The organism is Roseimaritima multifibrata (assembly GCF_007741495.1).
GTDB lineage: Bacteria > Planctomycetota > Planctomycetia > Pirellulales > Pirellulaceae > Roseimaritima > Roseimaritima multifibrata.
This window is the reverse complement of sequence record NZ_CP036262.1, coordinates 204,898-223,743: the sequence shown is the minus strand read 5'-3', so window position 1 is coordinate 223,743 and position 18,846 is coordinate 204,898. Positions and strand designations below refer to the sequence as shown.

Genomic DNA, 18,846 nt, shown 5'->3' with positions numbered 1-18,846 from the left:
AGCGGACGATTGCTCGTTAAAAAGAATTTGCAGGGAACCGTGTTGTCCAGATTGACGTGAAAATGCATCCTGTTCGCAAGTGCTTTCCAACGAGAAATAGTAGGCCGCTAAGGGCGTGAAGCTCTTCACATCGCGTTTCGCTGGAGATGTGACATTGATAGCTGGCGTGTTAACAGCCTCCGCATCCACACGACCTACTTCCGTCCGCTTGCTCTGGCATTCATTGCGCCGCCCCATCGAGCCCGCACGCTGCCCAAAGAGCCCGTTTCCACGGGTGCACCTTTCGCGCTCACAACTGGCAGGCGACCTCACCCTACGATCGAAATGCGGGGGATCGCCGCATGGCTGTCGATTGTCCACACGCTCAATCCGGGCGGCTGGGAATCTGACGCGGTCTCGTCGGGGCCTTGCACGGCTCCGACAGGCTCTCTTACTGCTCCGACAGATTCTCTCCAATACTTGACGTCTGAAACAACCTAACCCAGTCCTTGATGCCGTGAAACTGAATGCGGCAATGCCGTGAACTTGAATGCGGTTCCACTAGTTCAGTGCACATTACATGCCGCATTTCTCTCCGGGCTGATCGCAAGCTCCGCTGCTATCGAGAAAGCTTGAGGAGACGTGAAATCGATTCGTGACTTATCACCGGTCTGCCCACGCTCTGGCGATCGTGCCTGCCGTAACCAGACGCTAGTTCCCACTCGGAAACGGTCACTTTTTGATTTAACGCCCCGACGAACTCGGCCGATTTGCTGAAAGCGGCCCCTCGTTTGCAGCACAGGTTTTCTGCGGTTACTCAACCGTGTTTTCAGAACGATGTGGTTGAAACAACCACGGCTACACTTACCAAGGATTCTCTCATGCCTACCATAAGCGACGCAACGACTCTTGAATCCCTTTTGCCGGACGCCTTAAAGAACCTCGCTTCGGTTTCGGGTGATCCCTGCGTTTCTATATTGATGCCGACACACCGCAGCGGACGTGAGACTCAACAAGGGCCTATTCGGTTAAAGAACTTGCTTAAAGAAGCTCGCGAGAAACTGAAGGCGGCTGGGCATAATGACGACCTTCTGGACAGCCTCGCTTCCAAACCCGACGAAAACGAGTTCTGGCAGCATCAAGGCGAGGGGCTAGCAATCTTCCTAAACAGGGATGATTGCCGTATGTTTCGACTCAATCGCGCCGTCGATGAGAAGGTTTTCATTGGCGAATCGTTTTTTATTCAACCGTTGATCCGCGAATCCAATTCCGGTGGCGAATACTTCGTGCTTTCGCTTTCCTGGGACGAAGCCTGCCTGTTCCGCGCTGTCGGGGAATCGCTCAGCGTGGTCGAAACGACCACACTGCCAGCGAAATTCGAAGAATTGGTATTGCCGCGTGATCCGGAGGTAAGCCTGCAGAACACCAGTCATCGCAGTGTCGGCAACACCGCCGGGACATCGACTGCGATGTTTCACGGGCAAGGCGAAGGCGAGAGTAAAATCGAGGCCGACCGCGATCAATATCTGTGCCTAGTCGGCGATGACGTAGCCGCCGCGATCTATAACACAGGTTTGCCGCTAGTCGTAGTTGCCACCAGCGAAGTGACCGGGCATTTCGAGGCAACGGGCAAGGTACACGTAGACGCAAAAGCCGATGGCAGCCCTTCCGAATGCACCGCTGATGAACTTCGCGAGCATGCTAAGAAGGCGATCACCCCTCACTTAAAGGCAGACCATAGCGATTTCAATGAACGCTTCGGGACTGCTTTGGCGAACTCCAAGGCTTCTGCTGAATTGGATGAGGTCTTGGCAGCTGCGAAATCCGGCAAAGTCGATTCGTTGATGGTTTGCCAGAGGGATGGTCGCTGCGAACAAACGAATCAGGCGGTCCTAGAAACACTGCGAAACGGAGGCGATGTGCTGCAATGCAGCCCCGAATTCATGCCCCCTGACGCCGACGTCGTCGCCGCGATTCTACGCTTTTAGAGACAGCTACTGAACTGTCGTAAGCACGTTCTGTAGAAGAAGGGGCTTAGGAAATCGTTGCCCAGTTTGTTCGAACTCGTTCACGGATTATCACTAAGCATCCGCTGCATCTAAAATCGGATTTACATAAGAAGCAACCAATGGACTTTGCCGAACCCACCTTCGACACCGATCTGGATATTGAAGGCTTCACGCTTACCGGCGCAGAAAATTCAATCAGCGCAGCCGAAATCGACCGTTCGTGCAAAACTTCCCGGCTCAAATCCTGTACCCCAACTTGGAGTACAACTCCAACCGCAAAGAGCATGAAGTAGAGCTTGCACTTACACTGTCTGGAAAACCTTTGCGACCGGCGAAGCGTGAAGGCAGAGTCTGGAGAAGAGCGTTGTAAAATGATTCGCCGCATCGAGCATTACAATTCGACGATATCCGGTGAACCTGAGCAAGCACGCATCGCAGCAAATACGACGATCGACAATCCCACCCCCCACCATTCTCGGCGTTACTAAACTCTCGCACCGTTTTTCTAAGCAAAGGCGAAGATGAGACAATGATGAACCATCTTATATCGCATATTTCACTCTATTCATTGATGTCGATCATAACCATGGGGATCGCCAGCGGACAAGATGCGCGTCCAGCTTCGACGGCAACTGGAAGCGCGAAATCGACGGAGATAATTACGGCCGTTCAGCGAGCCATCGTTGATCAAACCAATGAATTTCGCAAATCGAATCAATTAGAAGCGGTGCAGCGAAATGAACCCTTGATGCAAGCTGCTAAGAAGTTTGCAGAGTTCATGGCACGAACCGACAAGTACGGGCACCGAGCAAACGGCATGACACCTGCACAACGTGCGGAAAAGGCAGGTTACGACTACTGCATCGTCCGTGAGAACATCGCTTATCGCACGAACACCGGCGACGTTACTGCTGCCAGCCTGATCGAAGTATTTGTTCAAGGTTGGATCGATTCCCCTCCACATCGAGAAAACATGCTCGCCGACTATATCACCCAAACGGGCGCAGCAGTCGCGACAACGGATGGTGTCACCTACTATGCGGTGCAATTATTTGGACGTCCACAGTCGGCGGCGTTTCAGCTGAAGCTAACCAATGACTCCCAAAAAACCGAAACGATCCGCTTCGAAGCAAACGACCAGAGAGACGAGGTTGAATTGCAGCCACAGATGACCGTGACCATGACAAGATGCTTGCCGACAAAGGTTTCGCTGGCCAGAAGTGACGAATCGAAAACAGTCCGTTCCGATGCAACCTTCCGCGTGACAAACGAGGGGACGATAGAGCCGTCTGAAACCCCATAACAACAGAACCTGGGAGAATCAGTAACCGGACAAAGCCAGCCTGCCAGATGAAATCCCCTCAGTCGATGAAGTCAATACTTGCCCTGTGCGCCGGCCGAATCAACCTAATCGGCTCATGCCCCCGTTCAGATGATCGCCTGCAATTTGAACACTAATCGGAAACTCCTGATTTAACAGCCAGTCGACTTAATCGAAAGCAAAAAACAGTTGTAGCCTTCCGATCGGGGCGTGAATTTTAAGGCAGGCGTGAGAAGCAAAAGGCGAATCTTGCAGATTGGTTTCTGGGCCAGACTCTTGAGGCGATTAACCATTCGTCGCCGCCCGCTAGAGTCGTTGTCGTAGGAAAGTTGCTGCGCTTCGCCATTGCCCACAGCATAGCGGAGCAACATGTTACGGCCGTGTAAATCGCAGCCAATCATGATAACATTAGACATGGGTTCGGTACCTCGTTGTGGAAGTTGTAAAGCTATTCAAACTCCCAACGAGTGTGCCGAACCTTTTTTCTCTTCCAAGCCCCCCTCATAGTTTCTCCGCGAAAGTTTCGCTTGCAGGCGTTCTTTCGCGGAGCGAAAGGCGACACTGTTTAGCCCGGTTGATTGCCTTGCTGGGTTGGATGCTTACGGAACCCTCGTCTCTAGAGACATGCAAAGAAAACCGGGCTCCCCTCGGCCTCCAAACAAGCTCGTAGTTCTCCATTCCGCAATTATTTTTAATCCTTTCGCTTTTTTAGTGGGAAGTCTTCGTCGCGGCGCGGTCTATCATCAAGGTGTCAGGCGAATCAGTGACGAGGTGAATGTGCGGTGCTCCTATGAAAACGTTGCCGAAATCGTGGATGCACACGCCGATGCGCTGCTGCTGTTCGCAAGACAGTGGTCCAAGGTTTCGGCGGAAGATGTCGTTCAGGAGGCCTTTCTTCGATTAGTCCGTCGCGTTAAGGCAAACGATTCACCCGAGAATGTCGTTGCGTGGCTGTACAGCGTGATTCGTAATGAACTGATCACGATGCACCACAAAGGTCAGCATTCTCGTGCCCGGGAGGAGTCCGTCGCTACGGACCGGCCCATGTGGTTTGAACCGTCGGTCGATACACGACTTGACGCGAGCCGTGCGGCCGAACAATTAAAAATACTACCGATTGAACAGCGTGAGACCGTCGTCGCGAGAATTTGGGGCGAGCTCTCATTCGAGGAGATTGCCAGGTTGACGAAATCGTCGCGGTCAACGGTCCATCGCCGATACGTTTCAGGACTCGAAACGCTTCGCAAGAGTCTATCTTGAATTGGAGGAGCAAGCCATGAACCGTGAAAACAAAGACCTCTCGAAAAACCGTCCAGAGATCTCCGCCATCGAAGCCACGCTGGCTCAACTGCGGCCACGTCGTGAGGCGAGATTCTCCGACGAAGTCAAAAGCCGAGCGAGGTCGGAACTGTTGGGCGAGAGTACGGCCTGTGAGAGCCTGACCGCGACGGTTAGGGTCCCGCTGACCCACTACATCCGAATTGCCCAGTTCAATGCGGCCGCGAGCGGCCTGCTACTGGGGCTATTGTTCGGCGCACTGCTGGGCGGATTGGGCGTTTTCCTTTCTCTCAACCACATCTACACAGAATCATCTCCTCCAACGCAGTCGCATCACCTGACGGCTTCGCCCTTTGATCGGATGTTATTGGTGAACGAGACGTCGCTAACACCACAGGAGCGAGCGTTGTTCGATGAACTCAAACAGGAGCTCCACTATGGCCGAAAATAGATCAAGCTCTCCGCCGTTGCCGGACGACCAATCAACGTCGATCGATCCCGATGACGCGATCAAAGACGTCAACGAAGCAATGGCGATACTGCATAGAAAACCATTCGGATGCCTAGCTCGATCAGCAAAATACGGCGGCATCCTGCTTCTCTTGCTCACTGTGTTCGTCTACTGGAACTTCTTTCGCAAGCCACCGCTAAAGATATCGAGGGCGACGACATATATCACCGAACCGCTAACCCGCGAAGGTACGCGAGTCGATTACTTCGCAGCGTTTGAGGACGAGTTTTATGGGCCCGAGATAAAAACCGAGAACAATGGTTATCGGCTTATTGTCCGCGCGTTAGGCGATGTCACGCAGGACGGGCAGAAACGGTCCACTGCCAGCCAATTCTACGAGAAGCTCGGACTCGATCCAGAAATCGCGCCCAGCATGAGCTATATCGAATCGTACGATTTCCTAAAAAAGTACTGTAGCGATGAAGGGCTTGAAGAGACTCAGGCAGTTGAATTCGATGCGAAACTAAACGAACCCTGGACACTCGACGACTTGCCGATGATGGAGCCGTGGCTTGAAGAAATCGGCCCCATCCTGGACCTGTTGACAGAAGCGGTTCGACATCCTGCGTACCGTTTTCCGATCGTACGGATCGATGAAAACGGAACCCTTGTAAACACGACCTCGCTGAATGAAGTTCAAAAGACGCGTTCCTTTGCCCGGATGCTCGTTGCGCGAGCCAACTATCGGTTGGGAACAGGCGAAATCGACGGCGCGATCGACGACGTGATTACGTGCGTTCGCCTCGGACGCCACACGACCTACCAAGGGACAATAATGGACCGTCTGGTCGGAATTGCGGTCGAGGGTATCGCTCCCACGGTCGGTGTTGCTTCCCTCCTAGAAAGGCAACCTTCGAAAGAGCAAATACGGCGTCTAATTGATGAACTAGACGCTATTCCGCCTCGCATCCCCATGTCCCGGACGCTGTTGGCTGAACGCTACCAATCGCTTGATTTCCTTCAGGCGATGGCTTACGGCGACAAATCGCTCGCGGAGCTATTCTCGCAATGGGAAAACAACGGCTCCATCCCTAACACCGGGATCGCAAATCTTTCTGTCGACTGGAATATCGTCATGCAGCGGGTTAATCAGCAATTTGACGACTTGGAAACGGGACACATCAACGGGCCCATCTTAGATCCACGGAACAACAAGTTGCTGAGCAATCTCTTCATCGGCGCGCGTTCGCGGGAAGTCGCCGAACTGTTCTCTATACTTTATGTGCCGGCACTTCAGACGAGCATCGAAGCCAATGACCGTATCGACTGTGTGGAAAACGTCCAACGGATTACGCTGGGCATGCTGCTGTACGAACGCGAGCACGGCACGCTTCCACCGGCATACAGCGTCGACGCGACTGGCAAACCACTGCACAGTTGGCGTGTGCTGCTGCTACCGTATCTCGGCGAGCAGGAACTGTGGGGAAAACTTCGGATCGACGAACCATGGGACAGCGAACACAACAGACAATTCCACGACCTGAACGTCTTCAGGTATCAGTGCCCCAGTGCGGAACTCCAACCCGGGCAGACCAACTACTCGGTCGTCGTAGGTGAGAACACGGCCTTTCAACAGGGTGTAGGAAAATCTCTCGACGACTTTGGCATGCATCTGATCCTGGTTGTCGAGCGCGAGCAATCGGTGTGTTGGATGGACCCAACATCGGAACTACCACAATCGGTCGCCCTCGAAGGAATAAATCAGAACAACGATGGAATAGGGAGCCCTCATCCGGGCGGAACAAACGTCGGTTTTCGCGACGGAGCGGTGAGGTTCATTTCCCAAACAATCGAGGACTCCAAGTTGCAAGGTCTGCTTATCGGCACGATGGAAACGCGAGACTGGTAAACGGCGACTGGTTGGAAAACCCATGATGGAGAAAAGGGGTACCAATAGATTCGAAGTATCTGTCGCCCGCTGGGCATAAATCTTTTAGTGCCTTCTTTCGCGGAGAGACTGTGAATTTTTTATTGTCGCCTTTCGCTCCGCGAAAGTAGCTCCCAAAAGACGTTCTTTCGCACGTCCCGAGCGAAAGGTGACACTATTCAGTCCGGTTAGTATGAGAGAAAAGGGGAGAGCCAAAAGCCTACCTCTCTAATCGCAAATCCCCTGACCTGACAGATGGTTAACAACTCCCATCAGGACCTTCTAGGAGGGATTCTTCGGGGGCTCGAATGTCGCTATTGGGCAAGCCGTCGGGGTATTCTTGTTTGATTCTTTGGATCGCATTGGTGGCGACGGCAAGATGCTGGTTCTTAGTTTCCGCATAAAACGCTTTTGCCGAAGTCGGTAACTTTGGTTGTCCGTGCAGCGGTTTGTCGGAAACGCACAACAGGGTGGCATTGGGGATCCGGTAGCGAAAGCCGTTGGCCGCAACGGTCGCGGATTCCATGTCAACGGCGATGCTGCGACTGACACGAAGATGCTCGAGCGTTCTTTGCAGCGACAGTTCCCAGTTGCGATCGGCCGTCGTGAAAACCGCTCCGATCCGATACGGCAAATCCGCTTCGTCAAGCGCACTGGCGAGTGCTCGGTTGAGCAAAAAGCTTGGCGTAATCGGGACGGAGGGGGGCAACGATTCGTCAAGCAAGTGATCGCCGCGCATGTATCCAGACGCCAAGACAAAATCGCCAATCTCTTGGTGATTTCGAACGCCCGCACAGTGCCCCACCATCAACATCGCATCGGGACGAAGAACCGCCAAATGATCCGTCAGGTTTTTGGCATTGGAGGGACCGACGCCGATGTTCACGATGCTGATGCCCAGGTTGTCGTTCTGCTTGTGATGCAGTGCCGGCATTTGCACATTGTCGCGGTTCGGTTTCTCACAATCCGGGAATTGGTTCATGAAGGCTTCGATATGCATGTTGTAATTCGTCAACAGCACATATCGCTGAAAATCTTCGGCCCGTGTTCCCGTGTAGTGCTCCAGTCGCTCAATGGAAAGATCCGAGCGTTCCGGCCCGAACAGAAACACCTTTTTCCGAGTCAAATCGAAATCGGTCTCATCGACCAATTCCAACAAACGAGGCGAACGGAGATCGACGCGTGGCCTCGACCGCGTGACAGTGATCTCGGCACCTCGACGAGCCAGTTTCAACAGCTCGCGGCGCAAGTACCACCGGTAGGCGCGCGGCCTAGCGATCTTACCCGACAGTTCCGGGTTATGCTTGGACCAATGACGGTACACGGTCAACTTAGAATAGAAGCCGTCCTCATAGGTCTGTTCCATTCGCGCACAGGCGGCCTTAATTTGTTCGCACAGCTCGTCATCGGGCAGGCTGGGATCAATTCGATAGGTCTCTTCCATGCATCTAATTATAACAAAAGAGGACAACTAGGCTCCGCCCCGCGTCGAATCCAAACCGTTTTAAATAGATCGACGGGGCCCGTAGGCTGCCGTTTTAATCGGAAGCGGCGAAAGATTGTAGCCTTTCGCTTTGCGAAAGTTGCTTGAAGGGAGCGTTCTTTCGCGGAGGACATGAAAAGTATTGATGACGGCTGCTGTCGTGCGGCGAAGGATCCTAGGTCGCTGCCGCAGCGGGTTAAGATTTCGGCAGCTGTTTGTTTCCGTTGGGCTTGTCCCGGTCGGTACAACCACTGGCAGCTACCCTATTGCTGCGTCCCAGTTCATCCTTCTCCGCCAGGCTCGATTGCAAATGGGGGTAGCTGCCAGTTGAGATTTCGGTCTCTTGATACACCACAGCAATCCGCTAGGAAACCGCCAACTAATAAATCGCACGAGCCTCGGGGGGACGTGCGACAAATAAGTGAAGAAAGTCTGGCTCCCCTCGCCCCTAAGCGAGCTCTTTGGTGCGGAAGAAATCTCTGCTAGTTCGTTGCGTGATCTCTGCCTCTTTGTTTGATTTAGTGGAGCTTGCTTGGGGGAGAGGGGGAGATTTCCAGGCGGCGATTTTGCGGCGAAGACGCTGCGAACGCCTCGGATTTCAAGCGGTTATGCCACTCCTTGCCCAACGCTGTCGGCCCCTCTCCCCCAAAACAAGCCTTTGAATCGTACTTAATTGAATTAGCTGGCGAACCGTTGATCCAGTACCAAACCGGTATTAGGCGAGCTTGTTTTGAGGGCGAGGGGAGCCAGACTTTCTTCACTTATTCTTTTCACGCCCCTCGTAGCTCTGCCTCTCTCGTAGCTCTGCCTCTCTCGTAGCTCTGCCTCTCTCGTAGCTCCGCCTCTCCGAGGCGGAGAGCTCAGCAAGCACGAGTCTCGGAGAGACTCGACTACGTGCCAATGCACCGAACCGAATGGCGATACTTAGGCAGCAATTTCACGGCGGACCAACCCTCGTAGCTCCGCCTCTCCGAGGCGGAAACCTCAGCAAGCACGAGTCTCGGAGAGACTCGACTACGTGCCAATGCACCGAACCGAATGGCGATACTTAGGCAGCAATTTCACGGCGGACCAACCCTCGTAGCTCCGCCTCTCCGAGGCGGAGAGCTCAGCAAGCACGAGTCTCGGAGAGACTCGACTACGTGCCGGATATCAATTCGGCGTCGGCTCGACACTCGCAGCACCGAAAACTCTGGTGCTACGGCTGAGCTTGCAACACGATGTTAAAGGGCGTCTCTGCAATTCGACGGCAGTGAGAGAATCCAGCACCTTCGAGGATGATTTCCTTCAATCGCTTCTCTCCGGCTTGAGCCCCCAATGCTGCGCCGGTCTCCTGCGCTAGCGAGGTCGGCACGCAGACCATCGTCGACGCAGCATAATAAAGTCGACTAACTGGATTCATGTTTTCCGCGACCGTATCACCAGCCATCGGCTCAACAATCATACACGTGCCATCGGACTCCAATGCGGCGTGAATATGCTCCATGCCGCCGATCGGATCCCCCATGTCGTGTAAGCAATCAAAAACGGTTACGAGGGAGTACTTTCCAGGCAGCTCTTTAGCGAGAGCGACTTCAAACCTGACGTTCGTTAATTCGTGAGACGCTGCGTGCTTGCGAGCTTCTTCAATCGAGTTCTTATGAAAATCGAAGCCGATAAATTCGGAATTTGGAAATACCTGCGCCATGATTGTTGTCGTTATTCCGTGCCCGCATCCCACGTCGGCAACTCGGATTCCCTTTTCTAGTTTGGCAATCATCCCTTCGATCGATGGCAACCAAGCTTGAATGAGGTGATTTTCGTAACCCGGCCGAAAAAACCTTGCGACCGCACATGACAAGCAGTGAGTCTGATCGCCCCACGAAACGCCGCTCCCGGTTTGAAACGCTTCTCGCACTTGCGGTTCGTTGTCCTGAAATGCGGCGGCGGCTCCGAAAGCTGGAGCAAGGTAAAACGGGCTACTGCGATTCGCGAAGACAAAAGCCTGCTCGGGGGTCATCGAAAATTTCCCGGCTTCCGCATCGTAGGCGATGTAGTTTGAAGCGGCCTGAGCGCACAACCATTCGGCCAAATAGCGTTCAGCCAACCCCGTCGACTCGGCCAATTCGTGCGACGTACTCGGTCCCAATTCGTTCAGTTTCTCGTAGATACCTAGGCGTTCTCCGATCTGTACAAGCGGCACGATGAATGCCCCCCCTAGATCGTGAAGCACACTGCCAACAAGCGTGTTTAGTTTCGTTTCATCCATTGCAACATGTTCCTTGTTTATTGAGGAATCAAGAGATTCCAGGACGAGAATGGCTCAGCGATAGAACAAGCGAAAACACCTTACTTTGCTACAAACAAAATGAGGAATTCGTTTTTGCGATTAGCACTGCGAATCGTTCTTTATCGAACCTTTGATCTTGGGGAACAGAGCTTTTCAGGGGGTGCCCGACAGTTTTGTGCTTGATCGATGGACGATTGAATTAGGACTGCCGAATTGAATGACCTTTGACTGCTGCCGATCATCCAACAGGGAACGTTCTTTCCTTCCAGCGTCACGTCCACCAATCCGCAACCATCGTAACTCGCGACGATCCCAACTGAATGGTCGTCTAAATCACTGTGACTGCATCGATCGCAAACAGTGAGAAAAGATCGCCAATTGCAGCAGGTCATTGCACCGAGTGTGCGAAGAATTATAGATACCTTGGATTCGGACAACCAGATAAAAGCATTTGCCAGACCACTGTCCATCCGTCCTGTGCAACAGCCGTCGCAGCGTGATTCAGCTGCATCGACCGGTGCGCCCCCCTGCCACCATCGGCTCCCAAACGATCCTGAACACCTTTTCCTCCTCGGGTCGATTCTGTGATTCACGCCTAAACCACCGTTCCGTGCGCAGTGCTTTTAAGTTGCACGGCCCTGTCGTTCCGTTATCCTTGACGGCCACGATATTTCATTAGCGATCCTTGGACGCGATTTGTTTTAACCAACGGTCAAAATATTGCATCCTCCCAGAATGAAGATTTTGGTGAACTCCATGTCTGGGCGAGATCGGTTCTGAATCGCGTTGTGGCATTCGAAATGGACACCAACGAACATCCTTTGGAGAGTAATGATGCGGTTCCGCTCATCGATCCTATTCGCACTGCTTTTGTGTTGCTCCACTCTTTGCGGGCAGTCTCCGTTGGCGACTGACATTACTTTGACCGGCAAGGTATGGATGGCAAACGGGGAACCAGCAGTTGGTGCAACCATCCTGTGCGACGATTATTCGCCAGAACCTGTGCGAGTTCTGACCGATGAGAATGGGGACTTCCTCTTAAGGGTTGAAGGCCACTGGGATACGCAAATTTCAGCAGCGAGCAATGACCTGCGTCAGCAGGCGGCACTGCGAATCTCCTCCGCCGATTTGCGTAGCGTACAAAACGAGCCGATCCGAATTCAACTTCGCGACGCACGGCCGATCCAACTTGAAATCCGCAAGAATGGCGAACCGGTGGCCGCGGCCAGAATTGGAATTCAAAACCGTCCGCTTAGCTTGACGAAAACGGATTCTGATGGCAACGCGACCGCATGGGTGCCCGCAGATGAAAAGGTTGACCGCATTTGGGTTTTTCATCCCCAAGAAGGTGTCGCGGCATGGGAGCCCGGCCAAAGTGACCATCAACTTCAAGACGGCGTGCCACTACAGCTCTCAATGCATTCCGCCAATCCTCATCTCATTCGCATGCGAGATCAATTCAGGGATCCCGTTGAAGGGGTCACTGGAATGCTCCCCAAAACCTGAGCCAGGTGCTATGAAAGTCTAGAACCAATTTCGGCAAAGGATTTTTCATGCGCAAGAAACGACGACGACATTCACCTGAACAGATTATCAAGAAGCTACGCGACGCCGACACGATGTTGGCGTCGCACGACGTGCGTTGATCGTCTAACGAGGGCGCATGAGCGAATTGGCGAGAATTGCGAGACTACCGAATTTGTAACCGCTCGAATGTGCCATAGAGGGCACCGAAATCACAGAGAAGGAAAGGGCACCCACTTATTAACGCGGGTGCAATCACCTGGGCATGCTTTGTAACGCGCGTACGAAATATGCGCCGGTGGGAAAGACGATCGCGCTGAGGGAAATCCCCCTTAGAGATGGCTTGCCGTTCTTTGAACGCGAAGCTGTCAACCGGTCGGCGTGGCAAGCCCCTAGTCCAACAACGGTTTTGCGTTTTGCTCTCTTCGCTCCTGGAATGACTTGAATCGATTCGCTGATCGATTCTTGAACTCTGAATCTACTTCAAGCCGCGAGTTACATTTTCGGCATACGATCCACATCTGATCTGCCTTATTCCGCGATTTAGAAATCCAATGATCGTACTGCGCAACTTCTTTTGGAGTTCCACGGTCATTTAGAATTTGAGTGAGTTCGCAGCAAGGGCATCGGTATTTATAAAAGTCCCGAACCGTTTGAACCAATTCTTCCTTCGTTTTGGGAGACGGATGCCGACGCCTTTCAATTGCGTCGATACGTTCAATAATCTGCGCTAGTCCTTCATCGATTTTCGATTCGAGCCTATACAAAACTTCCATTATTTCGGTGTCATTCACTCTGAGCTGTCCCCATTGCGTAAGCTAGATGTTGCTCAAGATATTCTAACGTGAGTAGCGGAGATGCGCATGCGACTAACTTCGCATTTCTTGCACCTGGCAACTTGTCGCGCGACATGCTGTTCGGCGGCAAGACGACTACTTCCACACGCGAATTACCGAATTCTAATTTGGACTTTTCGGAAAGGAAAAGGGGGCAATCAGGAAAAACGGTCACGACCAGAAGCAGTTTAGGTCCAAAGAGGAGAGATGAACGGTGAGGGGCTTCGCACGACGTACACCGATTGACGAACCAGGACGCGTGAGCGAATTGCGCCCACCGAATTCGCCACCGCCTTCATGAGCCACAGTGGGTACCTAGATCACGGAGGCAAAGAGGCTAGCCACTGACTGATGCGGAGGCCGCGCCGACCTAAACAGTCTCCGCTGCACGAGGCCGTTTAACATTAGCCGCCCGTGCCCGAACTGACCTTTGACCAGCACACGCAAGACAGTTCGATCATCGACGACGTGCCCCCTTTCACATCGCAAAAATCCTGGTCGAGGAAGTAGAAAACGTTCGCAGCCTCCAGTAAAATCAGCGACGGGCAAGAAAGACTAAGACCGTTCTTCGTGTGATTTTAGAGAATTTCGGCCTAGCAGCAACGCAGTCACTCTCGCCAGAGCTTGGAGCAGTTGGCGATACTTCTCTTTGTATCGGAGGTTGTGCCATAGGAAACTTGAAGGCACACCCACACCGCTAAGGACTTGATGGGAATTAAATCAATGCATTGGTCAAAATGTAACGCGGTGATGCTATGCCTTGCGATTGGCTTAGCTCTGTTTTGCCAATCAACTGGGTCCTCACAGGAACAGCGAACCTGGAAAGACACAACAGGGCAGTTTTCTATCGACGCGGTGTTGAATTCTCAGGACGAAAATTCTGTTAGCCTGAAAACCGTCGATGGCAGGCTGATGAACGTTCCGAAAAGCAAACTAAGCAAGAGCGACCTGGACTACTTGCAGGCACTGCCAGCGACGGCCCCAACACCTTCTGCGGCGGCAGCGGAACAGATGCTGACGGCAAAATTAAATGGAGAGCCGACTGCAGGAAAGCCCAAAGAAACGTTGCCTGACTTTCTTAGCCGAATAGGCACGCCCTTTTATATTGACCGCGCCAGTTTGGAGGAAATCGGCTTAACGCTTGAGGTGGAAATCAACACGGACGTACCTGCACCATCACTGGCCGACCAACTGGATGCCGCTTTGGCGCCACTCAGTTTGACATGGTATCGCCTCCGCACCGTTTTGGTTGTCGCCACCAAAGAAGCGACGGAGAAAAAAGGGATGGAAACCTTAGCCTACCGAATTCCGATCCCTAGGAACGATGTATCGGCAGTGAAAGCGCGACTCGAAACGGTCGAACCTTCCAGCTGGGAATCGTCGGGTGGCGACGGCACTATCGCAGTCCTGCCAGGCGCTATGATGATTCGGCAATCGCCGGAAATCCATCGCCAACTCGCTCGGCAACTCAAGCTCCGCCCGCTGCCTCATCGTTACGTCCAACCACTCGACAATCAGATCGTCTCGGTTCAAATCACGCGTGGAAATTTGGAGGCATTCGCGAAACAGATCGGAGACCAACTAAAACGCAACATCACCTTGGCAGACTCAAACGCTCGTAACGCCTTACTAACGGCCGATTTTACCAACGTGACTGCTGCGGATGCCCTTGAGGTGGCGGCAAATCGGATCGATGGTGAATGGCTGGAAAATCCGGCGGGCCTGGAATTGGTTTCCAAGCAACAGGCGAGCCAGCAACTCGAACAACGGCGCGTCACGATTCCCTTTGGTTCACCACAAGCCTCTTCACTAATCATCCAATCGATCATGAATTTGGTGGAACCTGATTCCTGGGCACCGCTGGGCGGCCCCGGTAACATGCAATATGCAGGTGGAAAGAGTTTCCAAGTTTCACAAACGCAGCCCGTGTTTCGCAAGCTAGGTCAATTGATTGCGGATCTAAGCGTTGTCCGCTGAGCAACAGATGCATCGCGTGGCAGGAAATTCGCCGGGAGCGAATTTGGTCGAAAGAAGAGAAGTTGACTACAGGATCCGATCGCTGTGATTGGTTTCATACTTTTGCTCGCTCTTGCAACGCTCCTCGGACAGCGATGCCTGTCGTGCCGGTTCAAGCTCAGTGCGTGTGTCGCACGAGGGCGAACCGGATTGTCGCCTTAATCGAAAGCGAAGAAAGAGCGTAGGCTTTCGCGAGCGACGTGAAATCTAATAGTGACGTATTAACGATCACCGAAGCGGCTTGTATTGCTACTACCCGGCATTTAATGAGGCTGACTCTCGGGGCCGAATCCCAACCCGCTGCGTAAGCGAAGGATTGCAGACCGTGCTCCCGGTCCCTTGCTTACGCATTTTGAAGTTGCGCTTTTTGGAGTTGGCTACTTTGCTTCCGCCGGGCTTGTCCCGGTCCGGGGCCACAACTGGCAGCTACCCCCATGCCTCTTTGCTAGTTCATCCTTCTCCGCCAGCCCCAAATCGCCTAAGCGATTTGGGGCTGGCGGAGAACAGCCTTTTGATCGCCCAATGAGGGTAGCTGCCAATTGCGAGTCCGCCGGGCCAAGCTCGGAAACGGAACTCTTGCAGAGGCCTGCGGGCTAGGAGCGTCGACGCAACTAGCCCTAACCCGCTGCGTAACGGCTTGCTGATTTAATGATTGTCGCCTTTCGCTCTGCGAAAGAACGCCCCCTTAAAACGACTTTCACTCGGGACGGGAAACTTATAGGTGACGATTTCATCCCTGCCCATCCGAGTCTGAGTGCAGTGCTTTTAGCCCAGCGGGCGGCAGATACTTGCCGTTGGCATAAGCCAACGGAAACCTTGCGTGAGTGCGAAATTAAGCCCAGCGGGCGACAGACAAGGATGGTTCTGTCGCCCGCTGGGCTTTCCTTTTCGCGATCCCCACTCCGGCGGCTTGCGACGCCGGCAAGTATCTGTCGCCCTCCGGGCTACGTGTTCACTCGGCCCCGTGTAGATTCGTCAACGGCTGCAAACCCTTCAATTATAAACGTCACGTCCCGAACCCAAACGATCAAACGGCGACTTGAAAGCTACACAATGTCTTATGGCAGACCTCGCCAGGACTAGAGACACGAAAAAACGGGATGTTCGCTGGTTTGCGAACATCCCGTTTTTTGTTTTGAGTGCGGATGAGAGGACTTGAACCTCCACGCCCTTGCGGGCACTAGAACCTGAATCTAGCTATTAGCCAGGAAAGCACATGGTATACACATCTTGTTTGCGTCAGAAGGCCGGTAAAATCAGACTTAACGCCATTTGGACACTTAGTTCGCATGGCATCAGAATGGCAACCAAATGTGCCATTTTGGTCGCGTTTTGGTCGCGAAATTCGATGTTCAGTTTTGCTGAGAAATCTCATTCTCATCCCCTCTTGACATACTGCTCGCAATTCAGCACCCGTTCTTTCCAGAATGTGAAGTAATCGCGTCTTGGACCATTGCAACGTAATCCAATTTCCAGTGCGGGGAAATTTTGTAAGTCCCCTGTCGCACGTTCTCCGAAACGAACTTGCCAGCACGGTCGTAGCCCTGTCCGTATCCATGGGCTGATAAGTGGTAACTACCTGTGCCGGGAAAGCGGTAGATGTAAAAAACATCGTGTTCGGTTAGTTGTGTCACGTTTCGCAGTCCTGTTTTACCAAACAAACCCTCGATCGCTTGGTCCTGTCCACTTTGGATATGAGGATATCCCCGAACAGAATCGAATAGCTCTCGACTCCACCCACCCATCGCATGGGCCATGGATTTGCGAATGGATAATCCATCAGTACCAAGGTACCACAGCTGCGAGGGTTTCGAATACTGTCGATTGATCATCTTCTCTATCGTTACCGATATTCTCCAGGGCAGGCAGATGTCGTCGTCGTCCCAGGGAAGAATCACGTCCCCGGTGGACAACGCGCAGCACGCATTGCGTTTTTCACCAATAGTACGGAACCGACGTCGGACATTTTCTACATAAATCTGTGAATCGTCATAGCACTCAAGCAAAACGCTCTCGGAGTCGTTCAGAATGACTAACTCTTTTACTCCCGGGTAGTCTTGCCGGAGAAATGACTCCACAGCTTCGTTCAGCAATTCAGGCCTTCCAAAGGTGATGCACTGGCACGAAACTTTGGGAAGGGAGCTCCAGTGTGAAAAATCGTATGAACGATAAGAGATAGACTCAGAGCTATTTATTTTGTGAGTCGCATGCTGAGCAGAATTGATTGCACTAGTGTCCAAGCCGCGAGAAACCTCTGTTAACTTAGGGTGCCCTGCCAAAGGACGCAGGCTCCAACCCTTTTCTCGAAAAATCCTCAGTGTTTCCTGTTCTCCAGGCCTCAGCGAATCGTGCAAGACCCATTTCGAACAACGTCTTGAAGTAAACTCACTGCTGTTCAGTCGCGAGAACTTACGAGGGTCCTCAGGCCTTAAACCAACCGGACCGTCAACAAGCCCAAGATCGAAGCACGCCGAACCAAGCTGCGGGATTTCAATCTCCGCTTCGTCCTTGTACTCAATTACTTTTACTTCAGGGTATTCTTTGAAAACGTCACGGTAGTGCTTTAGGAAGCGCGGATTACTTTCGCAGGTCACAACTTTGCAGCCGGCTTCTAAAAATGCCCACGTAGACGCTCCTGGGCCAAACTCTAGCACTGAGCAGATATTATTTTCCTTTACATATCTAATGATCGCTGAGTATTCTTCCCTGCTGATGGAATACGCATCAAACTTTGCCCGGCAAATAAAAGAAGACAGAACGTTCGGGGCATCGCCTGTAGGCTTGGGGGCAAACAAGGGGAGTGATGCCGCTTCGATCGTATCTTGCAGATACTTTACACACTCCCTGTACAGCGCAGACGGCGCGCCGTCCCCGAAATTTGCAATAAATGGATGAAACACGTGCCCATTCCAGAAGTGCCCTTTTTTGCACCGAAATTTCTCGGACTTAATGCACAACTGTAAATCAATTGCATCCCAAACTCCGATTGAACTGTCAGAAAAGTTAAGTGGAATGTCTAAGTGGGCAAATGCCAGCGACATGCACAAGGCATCATTCACACTTTTTGTCGCGGAATACTGCGGCGTTTCCAGGATGTCATGAAAAAGAGATTCGAATCGATGAAACCATTTCTCTGCCCGATGGCCACGAGTCCAAAATAAAAACCCGCTGTTGAGCGTATGAATTGGTGAGCTCTCTCCTACCCCAACAGCAGTTGCTACTTCGCGAGCCGAGAGGCCGCTTGGCGTTGCCCAGGCTTGCTTGGCGGCCACGACTGATCCGCCAGGGGTATGGATTCCAAACTCGGATAGCACACGGAACATGGGAGCAGGGTCACGAATGACCAATGAGTTCGCATTGGCGAACGCGCAAGCCGCATATCGCTGCGAATACTGATAGCACAGTTTCTTCAGCTCTCTATCGCGATGTGTGCTGCTTTGGTTTATCGGCATGTGCTTTGACACATCAACTACTTCTTCAAAAAAAGTCGAGTAGCGACTTGGCTGAATCCGCGCGTAGAGGAGCACGGTAGGGACGCCGAAACGCTTGGCGGATATTGACAAGGCAACCGCACGCTGTAGGCATTCACCGTTTGTCGCAATAGTGATTAGACCGTTCATCTTAAATCCTGTTGAATTGATACAAGAATTTGCACAGCTGACTATAGAGCCTTAAATCACTACGTTTCCATGGTGCCACCGATGGCCTGAGGTAAAAAAATCACCTCGGATTGGTTTTAGAATTAGGCCCTGC

At 52.6% G+C, this 18,846-nt stretch carries 11 protein-coding genes; 8 read left to right on the top strand and 3 right to left on the bottom strand.

Translation table 11 applies throughout. The features are described 5' to 3' along the window. Positions 1-860: 860 nt before the first annotated feature. The 6 genes from FF011L_RS00890 to FF011L_RS00870 all read left to right on the top strand — a co-directional run bounded on the left by FF011L_RS00890 (position 861) and on the right by FF011L_RS00870 (position 6,947). Entirely contained in the window at positions 861-1,967 is a 1,107-nt protein-coding gene (locus tag FF011L_RS00890) for a baeRF3 domain-containing protein (protein ID WP_145349522.1), read from the top strand. Positions 1,968-2,107: 140 nt separating this feature from the next. Next, entirely contained in the window at positions 2,108-2,281 is a 174-nt protein-coding gene (locus FF011L_RS26070; protein WP_218932922.1) for a hypothetical protein, read from the top strand. 278 nt (positions 2,282-2,559) lie between these two features. After that, the gene (locus FF011L_RS00885; protein WP_145354839.1) at positions 2,560-3,291 is read left to right on the top strand and encodes a CAP domain-containing protein; all 732 of its coding nucleotides are present in this window, start codon (positions 2,560-2,562) and stop codon (positions 3,289-3,291) included. Positions 3,292-4,020: 729 nt separating this feature from the next. Beyond that, positions 4,021-4,569 carry an RNA polymerase sigma factor gene (locus FF011L_RS00880; RefSeq protein ID WP_218932921.1) on the top strand — a complete coding sequence of 183 codons (549 nt, stop codon included), beginning with the start codon at positions 4,021-4,023 and terminating at the stop codon, positions 4,567-4,569. A gap of 16 nt (positions 4,570-4,585) precedes the next feature. Continuing rightward, positions 4,586-5,038, top strand: a complete 453-nt coding sequence (locus FF011L_RS00875) for a hypothetical protein (RefSeq protein ID WP_145349520.1) — start codon at positions 4,586-4,588, stop codon at positions 5,036-5,038. Next, positions 5,025-6,947, top strand: a complete 1,923-nt coding sequence (locus tag FF011L_RS00870) for a DUF1559 family PulG-like putative transporter (protein ID WP_218932920.1) — start codon at positions 5,025-5,027, stop codon at positions 6,945-6,947. Before FF011L_RS00875 ends, FF011L_RS00870 begins: the two co-directional genes overlap by 14 nt. Positions 6,948-7,224: 277 nt before the next feature. On the opposite strand, the gene FF011L_RS00865 is transcribed toward FF011L_RS00870, so the two are convergent. Further along, the gene (locus FF011L_RS00865; protein ID WP_145349518.1) at positions 7,225-8,409 is read right to left on the bottom strand and encodes a phosphorylase family protein; all 1,185 of its coding nucleotides are present in this window, start codon (positions 8,407-8,409) and stop codon (positions 7,225-7,227) included. 1,237 nt (positions 8,410-9,646) lie between these two features. After that, the gene (locus FF011L_RS00860; protein WP_145349517.1) at positions 9,647-10,696 is read right to left on the bottom strand and encodes a class I SAM-dependent methyltransferase; all 1,050 of its coding nucleotides are present in this window, start codon (positions 10,694-10,696) and stop codon (positions 9,647-9,649) included. Positions 10,697-11,620: 924 nt separating this feature from the next. Between FF011L_RS00860 and FF011L_RS00855 the strand changes: the two genes are divergently transcribed. Next, positions 11,621-12,223, top strand: coding sequence for a peptidase associated/transthyretin-like domain-containing protein (locus FF011L_RS00855; protein WP_145349516.1), 603 nt, complete (start codon positions 11,621-11,623; stop codon positions 12,221-12,223). A gap of 1,577 nt (positions 12,224-13,800) precedes the next feature. After that, a complete protein-coding gene (locus FF011L_RS00850) occupies positions 13,801-15,054 on the top strand; it encodes an SHD1 domain-containing protein (RefSeq protein ID WP_218932919.1) in 1,254 nt (417 codons plus the stop codon). Between the two features lie 1,445 nt (positions 15,055-16,499). Here the strand turns inward: FF011L_RS00850 and FF011L_RS00845 are convergent. Then, positions 16,500-18,713, bottom strand: coding sequence for a glycosyltransferase (locus tag FF011L_RS00845; RefSeq protein ID WP_145349514.1), 2,214 nt, complete (start codon positions 18,711-18,713; stop codon positions 16,500-16,502). Between the last annotated feature and the right edge of the window lie 133 nt (positions 18,714-18,846).